At 54.5% G+C, this 19,010-nt stretch carries 17 protein-coding genes; 8 read left to right on the top strand and 9 right to left on the bottom strand.

Going from position 1 to position 19,010, the window contains the following annotated elements; translation table 11 throughout:
- Positions 1-104 precede the first annotated feature (104 nt).
- On the top strand, positions 105-1,001 hold the full coding sequence (locus AC3EMD_RS23305) for a LysR family transcriptional regulator (protein WP_012542863.1): 897 nt from the start codon (positions 105-107) through the stop codon (positions 999-1,001).
- A 37-nt stretch (positions 1,002-1,038) separates the two neighbouring features.
- Here the strand turns inward: AC3EMD_RS23305 and aroD are convergent, their stop codons facing one another.
- From aroD to leuL, 9 genes are all read right to left on the bottom strand, one after another.
- Positions 1,039-1,794: a type I 3-dehydroquinate dehydratase gene (gene aroD / locus AC3EMD_RS23300; protein ID WP_012968942.1), complete on the bottom strand. Its 756-nt coding sequence runs from the start codon at positions 1,792-1,794 to the stop codon at positions 1,039-1,041.
- A 30-nt stretch (positions 1,795-1,824) separates the two neighbouring features.
- A complete protein-coding gene (locus AC3EMD_RS23295; protein WP_012542861.1) occupies positions 1,825-3,039 on the bottom strand; it encodes an MFS transporter in 1,215 nt (404 codons plus the stop codon).
- A gap of 10 nt (positions 3,040-3,049) precedes the next feature.
- A complete protein-coding gene (locus AC3EMD_RS23290; protein WP_008807448.1) occupies positions 3,050-3,913 on the bottom strand; it encodes a shikimate dehydrogenase in 864 nt (287 codons plus the stop codon).
- Positions 3,914-3,924: 11 nt separating this feature from the next.
- Positions 3,925-5,958 (bottom strand): oxidoreductase, encoded by a 2,034-nt coding sequence (locus tag AC3EMD_RS23285; protein ID WP_022066129.1) that lies wholly within the window; start codon positions 5,956-5,958, stop codon positions 3,925-3,927.
- Positions 5,959-6,355: 397 nt separating this feature from the next.
- Positions 6,356-6,961, bottom strand: coding sequence for a 3-isopropylmalate dehydratase small subunit (gene leuD / locus AC3EMD_RS23280; protein WP_008807446.1), 606 nt, complete (start codon positions 6,959-6,961; stop codon positions 6,356-6,358).
- A 10-nt stretch (positions 6,962-6,971) separates the two neighbouring features.
- On the bottom strand, positions 6,972-8,372 hold the full coding sequence (leuC, locus tag AC3EMD_RS23275; protein WP_008807445.1) for a 3-isopropylmalate dehydratase large subunit: 1,401 nt from the start codon (positions 8,370-8,372) through the stop codon (positions 6,972-6,974).
- A gap of 2 nt (positions 8,373-8,374) precedes the next feature.
- Complete coding sequence (leuB, locus tag AC3EMD_RS23270) at positions 8,375-9,466, bottom strand: 3-isopropylmalate dehydrogenase (RefSeq protein ID WP_008807444.1); 1,092 nt, start codon at positions 9,464-9,466, stop codon at positions 8,375-8,377.
- Positions 9,466-11,037 (bottom strand): 2-isopropylmalate synthase, encoded by a 1,572-nt coding sequence (gene leuA, locus AC3EMD_RS23265; protein ID WP_008807443.1) that lies wholly within the window; start codon positions 11,035-11,037, stop codon positions 9,466-9,468. Before leuA ends, leuB begins: the two co-directional genes overlap by 1 nt.
- A gap of 95 nt (positions 11,038-11,132) precedes the next feature.
- Positions 11,133-11,219, bottom strand: coding sequence for a leu operon leader peptide (gene leuL / locus AC3EMD_RS23260; RefSeq protein WP_004222662.1), 87 nt, complete (start codon positions 11,217-11,219; stop codon positions 11,133-11,135).
- Positions 11,220-11,831: 612 nt separating this feature from the next.
- Here leuL and leuO point away from each other — a divergent pair.
- The 7 genes from leuO (at position 11,832) to ftsL (ending at position 19,004) form a co-directional block, all read left to right on the top strand.
- The gene (gene leuO / locus AC3EMD_RS23255; RefSeq protein ID WP_072121929.1) at positions 11,832-12,800 is read left to right on the top strand and encodes a transcriptional regulator LeuO; all 969 of its coding nucleotides are present in this window, start codon (positions 11,832-11,834) and stop codon (positions 12,798-12,800) included.
- Positions 12,801-13,194: 394 nt separating this feature from the next.
- The gene (ilvI, locus tag AC3EMD_RS23250) at positions 13,195-14,919 is read left to right on the top strand and encodes an acetolactate synthase 3 large subunit (RefSeq protein WP_008807441.1); all 1,725 of its coding nucleotides are present in this window, start codon (positions 13,195-13,197) and stop codon (positions 14,917-14,919) included.
- 2 nt (positions 14,920-14,921) lie between these two features.
- Positions 14,922-15,413, top strand: a complete 492-nt coding sequence (gene ilvN / locus AC3EMD_RS23245; RefSeq protein WP_002888536.1) for an acetolactate synthase small subunit — start codon at positions 14,922-14,924, stop codon at positions 15,411-15,413.
- A 181-nt stretch (positions 15,414-15,594) separates the two neighbouring features.
- The gene (gene cra / locus AC3EMD_RS23240) at positions 15,595-16,599 is read left to right on the top strand and encodes a catabolite repressor/activator (protein ID WP_004145952.1); all 1,005 of its coding nucleotides are present in this window, start codon (positions 15,595-15,597) and stop codon (positions 16,597-16,599) included.
- 640 nt (positions 16,600-17,239) lie between these two features.
- Positions 17,240-17,698, top strand: coding sequence for a division/cell wall cluster transcriptional repressor MraZ (mraZ, locus tag AC3EMD_RS23235; protein ID WP_012542858.1), 459 nt, complete (start codon positions 17,240-17,242; stop codon positions 17,696-17,698).
- Positions 17,699-17,700: 2 nt separating this feature from the next.
- Entirely contained in the window at positions 17,701-18,642 is a 942-nt protein-coding gene (rsmH, locus tag AC3EMD_RS23230; RefSeq protein WP_302073789.1) for a 16S rRNA (cytosine(1402)-N(4))-methyltransferase RsmH, read from the top strand.
- Positions 18,639-19,004 carry a cell division protein FtsL gene (gene ftsL / locus AC3EMD_RS23225; RefSeq protein ID WP_002888550.1) on the top strand — a complete coding sequence of 122 codons (366 nt, stop codon included), beginning with the start codon at positions 18,639-18,641 and terminating at the stop codon, positions 19,002-19,004. The genes rsmH and ftsL overlap by 4 nt, the downstream gene beginning before the upstream one ends.
- Positions 19,005-19,010: the final 6 nt, after the last annotated feature.

The following is a 19,010-nucleotide window of genomic DNA, read 5'->3' as shown; positions in this document are numbered from 1 at the left end:
TATTTGATGTAACGCCGATATTTACCCGCTCCCGCACATTATTGGTGGCTTGCATGGTATATTAGCGTCAGTGCATTTATTCTTATATTATACGGGCAAAAATAATGAACCTAAAGCAACTTTATTATTTTAAACGTCTGTCTGAAACCGAACATTACACCGAAGCCGCCTCCAGTCTGTGCATCACCCAGCCCTCGCTAAGCCATGCGATATCGGAGCTGGAGAAGGAGTTAGGGGTCGCGCTGTTCGCCAGACAGGGACGGAACGTTAAAATTACGCAAAACGGCAAGCGTTTTTTGCCGTATGTCGAAGATGCGCTGGCCTCGCTGGAGAATGGCCGGATGACATTACAAAAAAATGGCGCCGAGAATAAAGAGAATATTCGCATCGCCTTTATTTACACGATGGGCGAATATGTTGTTCCGCAGTTAATTAATCAATATTCTCTTTCACCTGAATGTCACAACGTTACTTTTTCTTTTACTCAGGGGACATCGCTGACCCTATTGCAGGAGCTGAAAGCTGGCAAAGTCGATCTGGCGATTTGCTCTTATATTGCGGATGAGCCGGATATCGATTTTATTCCTGTTATTCAGCAGGAGCTGGTGGTGGTCACGGCGAAGGATCATCCGTTGGCCCGCCTGTATGAACATGAGGTCGATCTGGTAGAGACGATTCATTATCCCTATATCTATTTTTCAGAGAATAGCGGTTTACGTCCGTTTATCGATAATGTGTTTATGCAGCAAAAGCTGGTGCCGGAGATCGCCTGCTACGTGGATGAGGATACCGCGATGGCCGGGCTGGTCAGTATTGACTATGGGATCGCGATTATGCCGCGGATCTCCGCGCTCTCCTATTACAACGTTCACATCCTGAAGATTAAAAACACCATCCCCCCACGCTATATCTATCTGGCGACAATGAAAGATCGGTTACTTTCCCCGGCGCTACAGTCATTTAAAAATGTGGTTATCCACGACAGCCAGAATCTCTGTTAGTGGATGGCCCGGAGATCGCCTCCGGGCCATTCGGGCATCAGGAGAGAATATCCATCACTTCACGTAGTTTGGCGATGGCGATCTGTCCTGGCGCAGAAGCCTGTCCTACGGTACCGAAGGTCATCGCCGAGCCGAATAAGCGCCCGGTAACCCGGCTAACGCCACCGGATTTGCCCATCGACATGGTAATCAGCGGGCGAGTGGCATATTTTTCTTTCATGGTCAGCGTAGCGGCAAGCAAGGTCAGAACGTCCTGCGGCGACTGCGGCATCACCGCGATCTTCGGCAGGTCGGCGCCCAGATCCTGCATGCGGCGCAGGCGATAGATAATATCTTCCTGAGCGGGAGTCTTGTGGAAATCATGGTTACTCATGATCACCTTGACGCCCGCGGCATGCGCATCGTCAACCAGCGCGCGGATCTGCGCTTCATCATTGAATAGCTCGATATCGATAACATCAACCAGTCCGCTGCGCGCGGCTTCGCGATTGAGCGCGAAGTACGCTTCGTCGCTGATCTCGGTTTCGCCACCTTCTTTCTTGCTGCGGAAGGTGAACAGCAGCGGGAGCGCTTTCAGCGCGCCACGGATTTCCGCCAGCGCGGCCATCACCTGGGTCATGTCTCTGACCTGGGTAAAGTGGTCAACGCGCCATTCGATAATATCGGCGCCGGCATCGACCAGACCATGGGCGTTACCCAGTATCTCATCGAGGGTTTTGCCGATCAGCGGTACACAAATGAGGGTTTCCCCTTCCTGAAAGGTGATGTTCTTTACGGTTACTGCATTTGTCATGTAGGTATCCATTATTGTTCGCGTTGAACCTCAGGCGGTGACTGCGGTGCGGGACACTTTTTGCGCCGCCCGAGCCTGCAGTTGACGATAGCCGATGTACAGGGCGATCACAAAGCCGATCACGGCGATTGCAAAATCAAACCACATAATGCTGGCAATACTGATCTGCGAAAGCTTTGCGGTGATCAGCGGGATCGTGAAGCTGGCGATACTGCCGGCGGTGTAGAAGATCCCGGTTGCTTTGCCTTTTCCGTTCGGGAAACTCATTGCCATGATTGTTGCTCCCAACTGCAGTACCCCGCCGGCGGCGGCAAAGCCGATGATAAAGGCGAAGCCGGTGACCATCATCGGCGTCGGGAACAGGCACACCAGCAGCAGCGAAATCATCGACAGGCCAGTATAGATGATCATGGCGATGGCTGAGCTGAACACCTCTTTGACGAAGGCGGCGGTCACGAAGACGCAGACCAGCGAACCGACGGTATAGATGCTAAGCAGTTTAATCGCCGAGGCGTAGGGCAGGCCGACCACGAATTGACCGTACTGCGCCAGCCACTGGCTGACCAGATAGAAGGTTGCCATGCCAATGTAGCCGTACAGGGTGAAGATCACCATATCCAGCTTATTAGCCTGCGGCCGGGCAGTTGCTTCCGCCTGCGCCGTAGGGGCCTCCTCTTTTTTCGCCGACTGGCTATCCGGGAATGGCATTTTGAGCAGGTAGATGCCGCTCAGGACAAACAGTCCCGCCGCAATGACGAACGACCAGCCGAACCACAGATTCGCCCAGATCAGGAAGCTGATAATGAATGGCAGCAGGAACTGTCCGGCGGAAACGAAGGCTTTGATCAGCACGTTGGCCCGGCTGGCGGAGTGCGGGAAAGACTCCATTAGCGCCGGATAGGTTCCGGAGTCGAGGAAGCTATTCGCCAGGCCCGCCATAATGCCGAAGACGTAGGCCAGATAGATATTTTTAGTCAGCAGGATGCCGACGAAGAAGATCAGATAGCTGAGGATCCCCAGATAAATAAAAGGCTTACGGCCAAAGCGATCCGACAAAAAGCCGGTCACAATGGTCGCCAGCTTGCCGATACCTAACGAGGAGATAACGATGGATACGCCAGCAGCGTCTGTTCCCCACTGTTCCTGAAGATGGGCCATGTTGAGGGTGATTAAGAGCACCCCCATGCCGTGAATCAGGTAGTTGAGATACAGCCCTGCCGCAGTAGGGATGTATTTATTTTTCATCATTCGCCTCTTAGAACAGAATGCTCTTGATGTAATCAACCGGCATCTGTTTACCCGTCCAGATTTCGAACGCGCGCGCGCCTTGCCACAGCATCATCCCCAGACCGTTCAGGGTGCGGCAGCCTTTTTTCTCCGCCACTTCCAGCAGGTGAGTTTTACGCGGGTTGTAGACGACGTCAGAGACGATCAGATCCGGGCGCAGGAAGCTGTCGTTCGGCAGCAACATTTGGCCTTCGAACGGCTTCATGCCAACGCCGGTGGCATTGGTCAGGATCACGCTGCTGTCGATTTCGGCGCGCAGCTTGTCATGATCGTCGAGATCGAACAGATGGATCTCGCAGTTGGTGTTGTTGCGGATCTTAGCTACCGTCTCTTCGGCGTTGGCGAAGAATTTATCGCGGCGGTTAAAGATGGAGATCGCCTTCACGCCATCCAGAGCCGCCTGGACGCAGAGGGCGGTCGCCGCGCCGCCGGCGCCGAGGACGGTCATCTTCTTGCCGATGATATCGATACCCGCTTCGCTAAGGGCGCGCATATAGCCGGTGCCGTCGGTGATATGCCCGGTCAGTACGCCATCGTCGTTGACCACGGTGTTGACCGCCCCGACCAGCTGCGCCGCCGGCGACAGCTTATCGAGATACTGGCAAATTTCGGTTTTGTTCGGCATAGAGACATTAAAGCCGCGCAGCTTCATTGCCCGAAAGCCCTGCACAACGTCCTTCAGCTCCTGATTACCGACTTCAAAAGCCAGATAAACATAGTCCAGCCCGAGATGGGCGAAAGCCTCGTTATGCATGGTGGGTGACATGCTGTGGCGAATCGGGGTGGCGATCAGGCCAATCAGCTCAGTGTGTCCAGTAATACGTTCTGCCATGACAAAAATCCTCAATAAGTTAGAAAGGGAATTCGTTGTGCTTCGCGACTGCCCAGCGCACCCATGTCTTCCAGGGTATCCAGCACGTTGCGGCCTTCGCGGATGCCGTCGATAATGCGCCGCGCCATCAGGCTGTCGCCGATATTCATGATTTTGACGTTATTGGCATTGGCCCAGCGCTCGATCTCGTCGAGACCCGTCCGGTTGGCGCGCATCCCCAGGCAGACAAAGCCGTAGTCAAAGGGGATATCGAAGGTTTGCTGTGTATTTTTCACCCGGAAATGGTCGGCAGCGACTGCCATCAGTTGGGTATTCATGTGCTGTTCGACCTGGTGCTCGTCGAGCATGGTCAACATGGCATTTTTGGTAATGATGTCGAGGTCGCGACCGGCGGCGTCCTGCATTTCGATTAATACCGCCTGCGCGCCGCGCGCCGTAAAGTATTCGATAACGTCGAGGCCAACGGCGCCTGCGCCGACGACGGCGATACGTTTACCCTCGATATCGGTAAATTTCGCCAGGTTGTCGATCATGCCGGTAATGGAAAAGACTTTGCCGTCCGCGGTATCAATGTTTTCCCGCAAGCCCTCAATGGGCGGCAGCAGCGGCGTTGAGCCGGTGGCGTTGACAATCAGATGCGGATGTAGGGCGGAAACTGAGGCCACGTCGGCACATTTGCCGACCTGCAGCATCAGGTTGTCCAGCGAGGCGATGCGATTTTTCATAAACTGCGGGAAATCAGCGATGCGTTTTTTCTCCGGCAGGCGGGAGATTTCGCTGGCGAGGCCGCCGACGTGGTTTTTCGCCTCCAGCAGCCAGGTATGGCAACCGACTTCCGCCGCCGTGCAGGCGGCTTCCATCCCGGCGGTGCCAGCGCCGATGACCACCACGTTCGTTTCGCGACTGACGCGGCGCATTTTGTAGGCATCGCCGTGGATGATGTCCGGGTTAATCGAACAGCGCAGCGGGCGCGAGCGGGCGATACGATGGTCAGCGCAACCGATATTGCAGGAGATGCATTTGCGCATCAGGCGCTCTTTACCGCCTTGCACCTTCTGCACCCACTCCGGCTCGGCAATCAGGCCGCGGCCAATGGCAATAAGGTCGGCATCGCCGCTGGCGAGAATATCCTCGGCCACCTGTGGTGAGCGAATATTGCCGGCGATGACCGTGGGCTTATGGAATTTATCGCGCACCGCGCGGGAGAGGTAGCGCTTCCAGCCATCCTCCAGCGACATCTGGTCGATTTGCAGATTCAGGTTGTCATTCTGCGCCGCAGAGACGTTGATGATATCGACCTTATCCTGGCAGAGTTCAAGGATGCGCAGGGAATCTTCGAGGGTATTGCCCCCCTTGAGGAAGTCGTCGGCGCTGATGCGCAGGCTGACCGGAAAACGCGGCCCCACGCAGGCGCGCACTTTATCGATAATCAGACTTAATATCCGGGTGCGATTTTCGACGGTGCCGCCAAATTCATCGGTGCGTTTGTTAAATAACGGCGATAAAAACTGGCTAATTAAATAGGAATGACCGGCATGAATTTCGACGCTGTCAAAACCCGCACGACGAACGCGCTCCGCGGCATCACCAAACTTTTCAACGGCATGATAAATTTCCTCATGCGTCATTGGGCGTGGAATATTTCCGTGCTTTTTCGAGGGCGTCGTGGAGGAAGAGAGTGGCGTCTGACCGTCAAGGCGGTAGGCGTACGCCGAAGCGCCAGCATGATTTAACTGAATGGATACGCAGGCGCCATGTTTATGCAGGGTCTCGGTTAATTTAAACAGCCGCGGAATATATTGATCGTTATCGATGCGTAACTGCGTGGTGCCGTTGGAAGCAAAGGGAAAATCAATACAGATGTTTTCGATGGTGATAAGTCCGGTGCCGCCTTTGGCCCGCAGTTCATAGTATTCCAGCTGTTCCTGCGACACCTCGCCGTTGAGCGTGGCCATATTGGTGCCCATAGGGGGCATGATAATGCGGTTTTTTAGCGTCATGCCGTTGATGGTCAACGGACTGAAAAGGTGCGGATAGTGGCTCATCTCTTCTCTCCACAGGAGGCCGGGAGGCCGATATGCGGGGGCCCGGGCGTGTCCTTAGTTAATATTTCTCTGTGGGCAAAGATAGCGAGGGGAAAAATCGAAAAATAATGTTTTTTTTTGTTCTGAGCTATAGGGGTTCTCTATGAGATTAACGCTTCTTTCACATTCTTATATTTTTATATTAAACACTCGTGCCTTATTTTTACTTGCAGTGAAGGGATAATACATAAACAACGAAGAGGAAGAGAAGGAAAGCGGAATGATTCTTCTTTATGGTGTGGGGCAGGGTGGGGTCAAGGCCTGACAATCAGCGAATCAATATTGGTTTTTGTGCGTGAGATCGCAATTTCCGCCGCGATAAAATTAAAAAGCCCGGTCAAATGACCGGGCCCGAAGGTTAATTCATAAACGCCGGCAGCTTGCGTTCATAGTCGGAAATCGCCTCTCCGTGCTGCAGCGTCAGGCCGATGCTATCCAGGCCGTTGAGCATACAGTGGCGGCGGAAGTCGTCGATCTTAAAGCTGTAGGTTTTATCCCCAGCTTTAACCACCTGCGCTTCCAGATCCACTTCAAACGTCATGCCCGGGTTGGCCTGCACCAGCTTGAACAGCTCGTCGACCTGCTCGTCGCTCAGGGTCACCGGCAGCAGCTGGTTATTGAAGCTGTTGCCGTAAAAGATATCGGCAAAGCTTGGCGCAATCACGACCTTAAAGCCGTAATCGGTCAACGCCCACGGCGCGTGCTCGCGCGAGGAGCCGCAGCCGAAGTTTTCACGTGCCAGCAGGATTGACGCCCCTTTGTATTGCGGGAAATTCAGCACAAAATCCGGGTTCGGCTGCTGGCCTTTATCGTCGAGAAAGCGCCAGTCGTTAAACAGGTGGGCGCCGAAGCCGGTGCGAGTCACTTTCTGCAAAAACTGCTTGGGAATAATCGCGTCGGTATCGACGTTTGCAGCATCCAGCGGAACCACCAGGCCGGTATGTTGGGTAAATTTCTCTGCCATGATGGTCTCCTTACTTCAGATTACGGATATCGGCGAAATGACCGGTAACAGCTGCCGCTGCGGCCATTGCCGGGCTCACCAGGTGCGTGCGTCCGCCGCGGCCCTGACGGCCTTCAAAATTACGGTTGCTGGTGGAGGCACAGCGCTCGCCCGGATTCAGGCGGTCATTGTTCATTGCCAGACACATCGAGCAACCCGGTAAGCGCCACTCAAAGCCGGCTTCGATGAAGATCTTATCCAGGCCTTCCGCTTCCGCCTGCGCTTTCACCGGACCGGAACCCGGCACCACCAGCGCCTGGACACCCGGCGCCACTTTACGCCCTTTAGCGATTTCCGCCGCGGCGCGTAAATCTTCGATTCGCGAGTTGGTGCAGGAGCCGATAAACACTTTATCGATAGCCACATCCGTCAGCGGGATCCCGGATTTCAGGCCCATGTAGGCCAGCGCTTTTTCGGCGCTGGCGCGTTCCACTGGATCGCTGAATGACGCCGGATCGGGGATATTATCCGTCACTGAGATCACCTGGCCCGGGTTGGTGCCCCAGGTCACCTGCGGGGCAATCTCCGCCGCCTGCAGCGTCACCACGGTATCAAACGTCGCGCCATCGTCGGTTTTCAGGGTTTTCCAGTACGCGACGGCATCGTCAAAATCTTTGCCTTTCGGCGCATGCAGACGGCCGCGTACGTAATTGAAGGTGGTTTCGTCCGGCGCGACCAGGCCCGCTTTGGCGCCCATCTCGATCGCCATGTTGCACAGGGTCATACGCCCTTCCATGCTCAGATCGCGGATCGCTTCGCCGCAGAACTCAACCACATGGCCGGTGCCGCCGGCGCTACCGGTTTTACCAATGATGGCCAGCACGATATCTTTAGCGGTAATACCCGGCGCCGCTTTGCCTTGCACGTCGATTTTCATGGTCTTCGCGCGGCCCTGTTTCAGGGTCTGGGTCGCCAGCACATGCTCCACTTCGGAGGTGCCGATACCGAACGCCAGCGCCCCGAACGCGCCGTGGGTGGCGGTATGGGAGTCACCGCAAACAATGGTCATCCCCGGCAGGGTGACGCCCTGCTCCGGGCCCATGACGTGGACGATACCCTGGTATGGGTGATTTAAGTCATACAGCTCAACGCCAAACTCTTTACAGTTCTTAATCAGCTCCTGCATCTGGATACGGGCCATCTCGCCGGACGCGTTGATATCTTTGGTCTGCGTCGAGACGTTGTGATCCATGGTCGCGAAGGTTTTACCCGGCTGGCGCACCTGGCGGCCATGCGCGCGCAGGCCGTCAAACGCCTGCGGGGAGGTCACTTCGTGCACCAGATGGCGGTCGATGTACAGCAGCGGGGTTTCGTTCTGCGCCTCATACACTACGTGCGCATCAAATAATTTTTCGTATAACGTCTTCGCCATGATTACACCCCTTCTGCGACATAGCGGGCAATGATATCGCCCATTTCATCAGTACTGACCGCCGCCGTTCCGCGCGCCAGGTCGCCGGTACGAACCCCTTCCTCTAAGGCACGGTTGATGGCGCTCTCAATGGCGGTCGCCGCTTCGTCAGCGTCGAGGCTGTAGCGCAGCAGCAGGGCCAGAGAGAGGATCTGCGCGATCGGGTTAGCGATATTTTTGCCCGCGATGTCCGGCGCCGAGCCGCCCGCTGGTTCATACAGGCCAAAACCTTGCTCGTTGAGGCTGGCGGACGGCAACATGCCCATAGAGCCGGTGATCATCGCGCACTCGTCGGAGAGGATGTCGCCAAACAGGTTGGAGCACAGCAGCACGTCGAACTGGGACGGATCTTTAATCAGTTGCATGGTGGCGTTATCGATATACATATGCGCCAGCTCAACGTCCGGATACTCCTTGCCGATCTCGGTGACGATTTCGCGCCACAGAATGGACGACTGCAGGACGTTGGCCTTATCGATGGAGGTCACTTTGTGACGACGCTTACGAGCGGATTCAAAAGCGATGCGCGCGATACGTTCGATTTCAAAGCGGTGATACACCTCGGTATCAAAGGCTTTCTCATGCTGACCGCTGCCTTCGCGGCCTTTTGGCTGGCCGAAGTAGATGCCGCCGGTCAGTTCGCGAACGCAGAGAATGTCGAAGCCGTTGGCAGCGATGTCGGCGCGCAGCGGGCAGAACTCCTCCAGCCCCTGGTACAGTTTGGCCGGACGCAGGTTGCTGAACAGTTTGAAGTGCTTACGCAGCGGCAGCAGCGCACCGCGCTCTGGCTGCTCGGCGGGCGGCAGGTGTTCCCATTTCGGACCACCGACGGAGCCGAACAGGATCGCATCCGCCTGTTCGCATCCGGCGACGGTCGCCTGCGGCAGGGGAGTCCCCTGACGGTCAATAGCCGCCCCACCGACGTCATACTGGCTGGTGGTAATGTGCATGGCAAAACGTTGGCGCACGGCTTCCAGTACTTTCATCGCCTGGTTCATCACTTCCGGGCCAATGCCATCACCCGGCAAAACGGCAATATGGTAATTCTTCGACATTACACGGTTTCCTTATTGTTCTCTTTATTCTGAGCTTTGCGTTGCAATTCTTTTTCGACTTCGGCGGCGCGCCAGATGTTGTTCAGCACGTGAACCATGGCTTTTGCTGACGACTCAACGATATCTGTGGCCAGACCAACACCGTGGAAACGGCGGCCGTTGTAGTCAACGACGATATCCACCTGGCCCAGGGCGTCTTTGCCGTGGCCTTTCGCACTTAAGCCATACTTCACTAAATCAATGTTGTAGTTTGTCACGCGGTTAATAGCCTGGTAGATGGCGTCGACCGGACCGTTGCCATTAGCGGCTTCGGTTTTGATTTCATCCCCGCAGACCAGCTTGATTGAAGCAGTGGCGATATCGCTGGAGCCAGACTGGACGCTGAAGTAGTCCAGGCGGAAATGCTCCGGCTCTTCCTGCTGCTTGTTGATAAACGCCAGCGCTTCCAGATCGTAATCGAAGACCTGGCCTTTTTTGTCCGCCAGCTTCAGGAACGCGTCGTACAGATGATCCAGGTTGTAATCGCTCTCCTGGTAACCCATCTCTTCCATCCGGTGTTTCACCGCCGCGCGACCGGAGCGGGAAGTCAGGTTCAGCTGTACCTGGTTCAGGCCGATGGATTCCGGAGTCATGATTTCGTAGTTTTCGCGGTTCTTCAGTACGCCGTCCTGGTGGATGCCGGAGGAGTGGGCGAAGGCGCCGGTGCCGACGATGGCTTTGTTGGCCGGGATCGGCATGTTGCAGATCTGGCTGACGGTCTGGCTGGTGCGCCAGATTTCATGATGATTAATGTTGGTGTGCACGTTCATGATGTCTTTGCGCACTTTGATCGCCATGATCACTTCTTCCAGCGCACAGTTGCCAGCGCGTTCGCCGATACCGTTCATCGCGCCTTCTACCTGGCGCGCACCGGCGTGGACCGCGGCGAGGGCGTTACCGACGGCGATGCCCAGGTCATCATGGGTGTGGACGGAAATAATCGCTTTGTCGATATTCGGCACGCGATCATACAGGCCGCTGATAATGTTGGCGTATTCGAACGGCATGGTGTAGCCGACGGTGTCCGGGATATTAATGGTGGTGGCGCCAGCGTTGATCGCCGCTTCCACGACGCGAGCCAGATCGGCAATCGGCGTGCGGCCGGCGTCTTCACAGGAGAATTCGACATCGTCAGTGTAGTTGCGCGCCCGCTTCACCATATAGATCGCGCGCTCAATCACTTCATCCAGCGTGCTGCGCAGTTTGGTGGCGATATGCATCGGCGAGGTCGCAATAAAGGTATGGATGCGGAAAGCTTCAGCCACCTTTAAGGATTCTGCTGCCACATCGATATCTTTCTCAACGCAGCGCGCCAGAGCGCAAACACGGCTGTTTTTGATGGTGCGTGCGATGCTTTGCACCGATTCAAAATCGCCCGGGGAAGAGACCGGGAAACCGACTTCCATTACGTCGACCCCCATACGCTCAAGGGCCAGAGCGATCTGCAGCTTCTCTTTGACACTCAGGCTTGCCTGTAACGCTTGTTCGCCATCACGTAAGGTCGTATCGAAAATAATGACTTGCTGGCTCATGGTTTGGATCCTTAGTCTGTGTCCTGGCGCCTTGTTGACGAGCATAAAAAAACCCGCGCCAAGGCGCGGGTTTTATAGTCTTGCTGGAAGATGACTTAACGCTGAACGTCGCCCAACAGCCTACCGCGCAAATGGCATGCGTTTAGTAGTAGTAGGCTGGTGATACGAGCGGTGCGAATCATTGCGTCAAACTCCAGATGAAATCGTTATGCTTTTAGAGTTACTGGATAGCCGTTTTAAAGTCAACCCCTGGCACGGAAAAAGCGTTATTGGCTCACGATATGAATTAGCAAATTGTGCTGATGTAAGCCCTGTTTTGCCGAAGATCCTATTTTGGACAAAGGGAGGCGCGTCCTCATTTGTTTCATTTGAAAAAGTGCTTTGCATTCAACGCATCGCTCACGATGTGCCATGAACGAGGCGGCAAAAAAAGCTATCTGAATGAAAATATTATATTTATTTTCCTTATGAATGTATTTGCCCATTAGCGGATTATTTTTCAATGATAAGCAGTTGTTAATTTTATGAGGTTAAAAATAAAATACTTTATTATTGCTTAAGTTACAGTTAACTATTAGTGTTGTTTTTATTTTTACGGATTATGGTTACACTCACCATCATTAAGTAACCGGTATGGTTTGAGCGGTTCATTTTCCTGGTAGTCCCGCTTTTTCACTGCCACTCATAGCCTTGATATATTCCTAAAAATCTCCTTTGCTATTTTGCAAATGTCATTTGCATGATAAATGATATTTTCGACGCTAATTATAGCGGTTTAGTAAAGGGAATTCATCGTGACGGCGGAATTAGATATGTTAATTGACACTCCAGAATATAAATCAGCCCCCGGACAGGAAGTCGTTAAACCTCAACTACGGATGGTTGATCTCAATCTGCTCACCGTTTTTGATGCGGTTATGCAAGAGCAGAATATCACCCGTGCCGCCCATACGCTCGGCATGTCTCAACCCGCGGTGAGTAACGCGGTTTCACGTCTGAAAGTGATGTTTAATGATGAGCTGTTTGTGCGCTATGGCCGCGGTATTCAGCCGACGGCGCGGGCCTATCAGCTTTTTGGTTCTGTGCGCCAGGCTCTGCAGCTGGTCCAAAACGAATTGCCGGGCTCCGGTTTTGAACCGCTAAGCAGTGAGCGCGTTTTCCATCTGTGCGTCTGCAGCCCGCTGGATAACATCCTGACGTCGGTTATTTTTAATAAAGTTGCGGAGATCGCACCCAATATTCATTTGGTCTTTAAATCCGCGCTGAATCAAAATACGGAACATCAGTTACGTTATCAGGAAACGGAATTTGTGATCGGTTATGAAGAGTTCCGTCGCCCTGAGTTTGCCTGCGTCCCGTTATTCAAAGACGAAATGGTTTTGGTGGCCAGTCGCAACCACCCCCGTATTTCCGGGCCGGTGATGGAGGCGGATATTTATCGTGAGGAGCATGCTACGGTGGCTCTCGATCGGTATGCCTCATTCAGTTTACCGTGGTATGACACGGCCGATAAACAGGCGCGTATCGCCTATCAGGGTAATGCGATGGTCAGCGTATTAAACGTGGTATCGCAAACCCAGATGGTGGCGATTGCCCCGCGCTGGCTGGCCAATGAGTTTGCCGATAAATTAGCCCTGCAAATATTACCTTTGCCGTTGAAGGTTAACAGCCGGACCTGCTATCTCTCGTGGCATGAAGCGGCTGGCCGCGATAAAGGCCATCAGTGGATGGAAGAGCTGCTGGTGGATATTTGCAAGCGCTGAGCCGATGGCAACGAGGATAAAAGGAGCTTCGGCTCCTTTTTTTATATGATTTAAATTCGATAATGCAGAATTTTGTTCTGTTTGACCTGTTCGAGGCATTCGTTGGGTTCGTGAAAAATGGATCAATTCCTGCTATCACGCCTTTTCTCCGAGTATTTACCATTCCCTTTTCTTATCTCTGAAGCAATCCACCATATTTTCACTTCTCCGCTTTCTTTTCTTCTTATTAAGGGGATAACACATCCCCTGCGGCGAATTGCCTGCCTGCTGGCGAGCAGTTATGGTAGTGGCATGCAGTCCATTCACCTCAGTGCGGAGGGTCTCTCCTCCGCATCGTGCGAGCGCGCGGAAATTGAGTTCCGCTGTCGTAAAACAATAAGCCTGGAGGCAAACCATGGAGATGTTGTCAGGAGCCGAGATGGTCGTCCAATCGCTTGTCGATCAGGGCGTCAAGCAAGTATTCGGCTATCCCGGAGGCGCAGTCCTCGATATCTATGATGCGTTACATACCCTTGGCGGTATCGATCATGTGCTGGTTCGCCACGAGCAGGCGGCAGTGCATATGGCGGATGGCCTGGCGCGGGCGACCGGCGAGGTTGGCGTCGTGCTGGTCACCTCTGGACCAGGGGCGACGAACGCCATCACCGGTATCGCGACGGCCTATATGGATTCCATTCCGCTGGTGATCCTCTCCGGGCAGGTGGCGACATCGCTGATCGGCTACGATGCCTTCCAGGAGTGCGACATGGTGGGGATTTCCCGTCCGGTGGTGAAGCACAGTTTCCTGGTGAAGCAGACCGAAGATATTCCCGGTGTCCTGAAGAAAGCCTTCTGGCTGGCGGCCAGCGGTCGCCCCGGACCGGTGGTGGTCGATCTACCGAAAGATATTCTCAATCCGGCGAAAAAGCTGCCGTACGCCTGGCCGGAGGCGGTGAGTATGCGTTCGTATAACCCGACCACCAGCGGTCATAAGGGACAGATTAAACGCGCCCTGCAGACCCTGGTGGCGGCGAGTAAGCCGGTCGTTTACGTCGGCGGCGGGGCGATCAATGCGCATTGCGAACCCCAGCTGCGTGAACTGGTGGAAAAGCTGAAGCTGCCGGTTGCTTCCTCCCTGATGGGGCTTGGCGCTTTCCCGGCGACGCACCCGCAGGCGCTGGGGATGCTGGGTATGCACGGCACCTATGAAGCCAACATGACCATGCACCATTCGGACGTCATTTTCGCCGTCGGCGTCCGCTTTGACGATCGGACCACCAACAATCTGGCCAAGTACTGTCCGAACGCGACGGTGCTGCATATTGATATCGATCCGACCTCGATCTCGAAAACCGTGCCGGCAGATGTGCCGATCGTCGGCGATGCCCGGCTGGTACTGGAGCAGATGCTGGAGCTACTGGACCAGGAAGAGACGCAGCAGCCGCTGGACGACATTCGCGACTGGTGGCAACAGATCGAGCAGTGGCGTGCCCGCCATTGTCTGCGCTACGACGACCAGAGCGATAAAATCAAACCGCAGGCGGTGATTGAAACTATCTGGCGGTTGACCCAGGGCGATGCCTACGTCACTTCCGATGTGGGCCAGCACCAGATGTTCGCCGCCCTTTATTACCCCTTCGACAAACCACGGCGCTGGATTAACTCCGGTGGTCTCGGCACCATGGGCTTTGGCCTACCGGCTGCGCTGGGGGTCAAAATGGCTCTGCCGGACGAAATGGTGGTCTGCGTGACCGGTGACGGCAGTATCCAGATGAACATTCAGGAACTCTCTACTGCGCTGCAGTATGAGTTACCGGTCCTGGTGCTTAACCTCAACAACCGCTATCTCGGGATGGTGAAGCAGTGGCAGGATATGCTCTATTCCGGGCGCCACTCCCAGTCCTATATGGAATCGCTGCCGGACTTTGTGCGTCTGGCGGAAGCCTATGGTCACGTCGGGATCCGCATCAGCGAGCCGCAGGAGCTGGAGTCAAAGCTTGCTGAAGCGCTGGAGCAGGTGCGTCAGCGCCGGCTGGTGTTTGTCGATGTCACCGTCGACGGCAGTGAGCATGTGTACCCCATGCAGATCCGCGGCGGCGGCATGGATGAGATGTGGTTGAGCAAAACGGAGAGGACCTGATTATGCGCCGGATATTATCGGTATTACTGGAAAACGAATCGGGCGCATTGTCCCGCGTTATCGGCCTCTTTTCCCAGCGTGGCTATAATATAGAAAGCCTGACTGTGGCGCCGACGGACGACCCTACGCTCTCCAGAATGACCATCCAGACCGTGGGCGATGAAAAAGCGATCGAGCAGATTGAAAAGCAGCTGCACAAGCTGGTGGATGTGCTGCGGGTCAGCGAATTGGGGCAGGGGGCCCATGTCGAACGCGAAATCATGCTGGTGAAGGTTCAGGCCAGCGGCTATGGCCGTGAAGAAGTGAAACGCAACACCGAAATCTTTCGCGGACAGATTATCGATGTGACGCCTTCTATCTATACCGTTCAGCTCGCCGGAACCAGTGATAAGCTTGATGCTTTCCTGGCTTCGCTGCGCGATGTCGCTCGGATCGTGGAAGTGGCTCGCTCCGGTGTGGTCGGCCTGTCTCGCGGTGATAAAATCATGCGCTGAGGATCGGGAACTGATGCAAAAATAGCCCGGCAGCGACTGTCGGGCTTTTTTTTTTGCGAAATCAGTAGGAACTGTAAGCGAAAGCGGTTGCTGCGCTAACTATTCTGCGCTTAGATGTTATAAAAAGGGTTCCATACCTGAATAATGGTTATGTTTGGCACTTCTTACCCAAGGGGCAATTGTGAAACTGGATGAAATCGCCCGGCTGGCCGGTGTTTCAAGAACCACCGCGAGCTATGTGATTAATGGCAAAGCGAAGCAGTACCGCGTAAGCGATAAAACGGTCGAAAAGGTGATGGCTGTGGTGCGAGAGCATAACTATCATCCGAATGCGGTCGCCGCTGGCCTGCGTGCAGGACGCACACGATCTATCGGTCTGGTGATCCCGGATCTCGAAAATACCAGCTATACCCGCATTGCAAATTATCTCGAACGTCAGGCGCGTCAGCGCGGCTATCAGCTGCTGATTGCCTGTTCGGAGGATCAACCCGATAACGAGATGCGCTGCATTGAGCATCTGCTGCAGCGCCAGGTTGACGCTATCATTGTCTCCACTTCGCTGCCGCCGGAGCACCCTTTCTATCAACGCTGGGCTAACGATCCATTTCCGATTGTCGCGCTTGACCGCGCTCTTGACCGCGAGCATTTCACCAGTGTGGTCGGCGCTGATCAGGATGACGCTGAAATGCTCGCTGCCGAGTTGCGGACCTTCCCTGGCGAAACGGTACTTTATCTCGGCGCGCTGCCGGAACTGTCGGTGAGCTTCCTGCGCGAGCAGGGCTTCCGCAAAGCCTGGCAGGACGATCCGCGCGAGGTGCATTATCTCTATGCCAACAGCTATGAGCGCGAAGCCGCGGCTCAGCTGTTTGAGAAATGGCTTGAAACCCATCCGATGCCTCAGGCGCTGTTTACTACCTCTTTCCCGTTGCTGCAGGGCGTGATGGATGTGACGCTGCGCCGTGAGGGCAAACTGCCCTCCGAGCTGGCGATCGCCACCTTCGGCGATAATGAGCTGCTCGATTTTCTGCAGTGCCCGGTGCTGGCGGTGGCTCAGCGCCATCGCGATGTCGCTGAGCGGGTGCTGGAGATCGTCCTCGCCAGCCTCGATGAACCGCGCAAGCCAAAGCCGGGCCTGAGCCGTATTCGCCGTAATCTCTATCGTCGCGGTAGCCTGAATCGCCGCTAAGCGCGCAATATCGCCAGAGCCCAGGAATATTCCTGGCGGGCCTGCCGGAAAGCAGGCCTTTGACGATTAATCAGGCAATTGACGTCCAAAATGCAAAACTGAATATATTTCAGACAAATCCCTAAACTTCTTTACGTGTTATTTTGTTTAATTCGCTGGCAATCGTTTTGTTACTCAAAACGGGACACAAAAAATGATTGCGCAGGCTTTAATTGTATTATTTTGTTACATTCACCAGGTTAATTGCTGAATTAACACTCATTTTGTACGCCCCAGCCTTTCTCTTCTGCCCTATCCCGCGTCTGGTCCGCCCCTCAGCCAGCAACAGGTACTGTTAACGACCGGCATAATGGCCTAAAATGCCGCTCGCGTCGCAAACTGACACTTTATATTTTCCCGCCGAAGATATTTTGTTGTTTATAACTGTTACGAGTTTGTTGGTTATTTTCTTACACGTATTCATAACGTTAATTTGCCTCGCCTGTTGATGATTTTTTCATCAGGGCTAATGTCGGCTGTAAATAATGGGTTTTTGAGCTCTGTTGGCATCCGTGCTGGCTTGACAAGCTTTTCCTCCGCTCCGTAAACTCCTTCTGGTGGGAATTTGTGGGATAAAGTGGCGAAAAGGGGTGAGGCTGGCATGTTCCGTGGAGCAACGTTGGTCAATCTCGACAGCAAAGGCCGCCTGGCCGTGCCAACGCGCTATCGCGATGGGCTGATCGAGGACGCTGCCGGTCAATTGGTATGCACCATTGACATTCATCACCCGTGCCTGCTGCTTTATCCATTGCCTGAATGGGAAATCATCGAGCAGAAATTGTCGCGTTTATCGAGCATGAATCCCGTTGAGCGGCGCGTACAGCGTTTGCTTCTGGGTCATGCCAGCGAATGTCAGATGGATAATGCCGGACGATTGCTCATCGCGCCGGTGTTACGGCAGCATGCCGGGCTGACAAAAGAAGTGATGCTGGTCGGGCAGTTTAATAAGTTTGAACTGTGGGATGAAACGACCTGGTATCAACGGGTCAAGGAAGATATCGACGCTGAGCAGTCCGCGACCGGTGAACTGTCGGAGCGCCTGCAGGATTTGTCCTTATAAAAATGATGGAAAATTATAAACATACTACGGTACTTCTGGATGAAGCCGTCAACGGCCTCAATATTCGTCCAGACGGTATCTATATTGATGGTACTTTTGGCCGCGGTGGTCACTCGCGCCTGATCCTCTCCCGGCTGGGAGCGGAAGGACGCTTGCTGGCAATCGATCGCGATCCACAGGCGATTGCCGTCGCGAAAACCATCGATGATCCCCGCTTTTCCATCGTACATGGTCCTTTTTCACAGCTCGCTGACTACGTCGACGAGCGTAATCTTACCGGTAAGATCGACGGCATTCTGCTCGATCTCGGCGTCTCTTCCCCGCAGCTTGACGATGCGGAACGCGGCTTTTCCTTTATGCGCGACGGGCCGCTGGACATGCGCATGGATCCGACGCGCGGTCAGTCCGCGGCCGAGTGGCTGCAGACGGCAGAAGAAGCCGATATCGCCTGGGTGATTAAAACCTTCGGCGAAGAGCGTTTCGGTAAACGTATCGCCCGCGCGATCGTCGAACGTAACCGTATTGAACCGATGACCCGCACCAAAGAGCTGGCGGAGGTCATTGCTGCGGCGATGCCGGTAAAAGATAAGCATAAACATCCCGCGACCCGTACCTTCCAGGCGGTGCGCATATGGGTAAACAGTGAACTGGAGGAGATAGAGCAGGCGCTAAAAAGCTCGCTCAGCGTGCTGTCCCCGGGTGGGCGGCTATCGATCATTAGTTTTCATTCGCTGGAAGATCGCATTGTGAAGCGCTTTATGCGTGAACAAAGCCGCGGTCCGCAGGTTCCGGCGGGAATACCGATGACCGAAGCGCAGCTCAAAAAACTGGGCGGCCGTGAGTTACGAGCACTAGGCAAGTTGATGCCGGGCGAAGAAGAGGTGGCAGAGAATCCACGTGCCCGTAGTTCAGTGCTGCGTATTGCAGAGAGGACGAACGCATGATCGGCAGAGTGACAGAGGCCTTAAGCAAGGTTAAAGGGTCGATTGGAAGCAACGAGCGCCATGCTTTGCCTGGCGTGATCGGGGACGACCTTCTGCGGTTTGGGAAACTGCCACTCTGCCTGTTCATTTGCATCATTATTACGGCGATTACCGTGGTCACCACCGCGCACCATACGCGCCTGCTGACCGCGCAGCGTGAACAACTGGTTCTGGAACGCGACGCCCTGGATATCGAGTGGCGCAACCTGATCCTCGAAGAGAACGCGCTCGGCGATCACAGTCGGGTTGAGCGGATCGCGACCGAGAAGTTGCAGATGCAACACGTCGATCCATCACAAGAAAATATCGTTGTACAGAAATAAGGATTA

The sequence above is a fragment of the Klebsiella sp. PK18 genome (genome assembly GCF_057784655.1).
Note: the sequence above shows the minus strand (reverse complement) of the source record. Positions and strands in the feature narration are given on the sequence as shown.

Excerpts from the sequence above, each read along its gene's own strand:
- leuD (WP_008807446.1), bottom strand. The coding sequence starts at position 6,961 with ATGGCAGAGAAATTTACCCAACATACCGGCCTGGTGGTTCCGCTGGAT.
- leuB (WP_008807444.1), bottom strand. The coding sequence starts at position 9,466 with ATGTCGAAGAATTACCATATTGCCGTTTTGCCGGGTGATGGCATTGGC.
- leuA (WP_008807443.1), bottom strand. The coding sequence starts at position 11,037 with ATGAGCCAGCAAGTCATTATTTTCGATACGACCTTACGTGATGGCGAA.
- aroD (WP_012968942.1), bottom strand. The coding sequence starts at position 1,794 with ATGACAAATGCAGTAACCGTAAAGAACATCACCTTTCAGGAAGGGGAA.
- ftsL (WP_002888550.1), top strand. The coding sequence starts at position 18,639 with ATGATCGGCAGAGTGACAGAGGCCTTAAGCAAGGTTAAAGGGTCGATT.
- leuL (WP_004222662.1), bottom strand. The coding sequence starts at position 11,219 with ATGATTCGCACCGCTCGTATCACCAGCCTACTACTACTAAACGCATGC.
- ilvI (WP_008807441.1), top strand. The coding sequence starts at position 13,195 with ATGGAGATGTTGTCAGGAGCCGAGATGGTCGTCCAATCGCTTGTCGAT.
- mraZ (WP_012542858.1), top strand. The coding sequence starts at position 17,240 with ATGTTCCGTGGAGCAACGTTGGTCAATCTCGACAGCAAAGGCCGCCTG.
- AC3EMD_RS23295 (WP_012542861.1), bottom strand. The coding sequence starts at position 3,039 with ATGAAAAATAAATACATCCCTACTGCGGCAGGGCTGTATCTCAACTAC.
- leuC (WP_008807445.1), bottom strand. The coding sequence starts at position 8,372 with ATGGCGAAGACGTTATACGAAAAATTATTTGATGCGCACGTAGTGTAT.
- AC3EMD_RS23305 (WP_012542863.1), top strand. The coding sequence starts at position 105 with ATGAACCTAAAGCAACTTTATTATTTTAAACGTCTGTCTGAAACCGAA.
- AC3EMD_RS23290 (WP_008807448.1), bottom strand. The coding sequence starts at position 3,913 with ATGGCAGAACGTATTACTGGACACACTGAGCTGATTGGCCTGATCGCC.
- ilvN (WP_002888536.1), top strand. The coding sequence starts at position 14,922 with ATGCGCCGGATATTATCGGTATTACTGGAAAACGAATCGGGCGCATTG.
- AC3EMD_RS23285 (WP_022066129.1), bottom strand. The coding sequence starts at position 5,958 with ATGAGCCACTATCCGCACCTTTTCAGTCCGTTGACCATCAACGGCATG.
- rsmH (WP_302073789.1), top strand. The coding sequence starts at position 17,701 with ATGATGGAAAATTATAAACATACTACGGTACTTCTGGATGAAGCCGTC.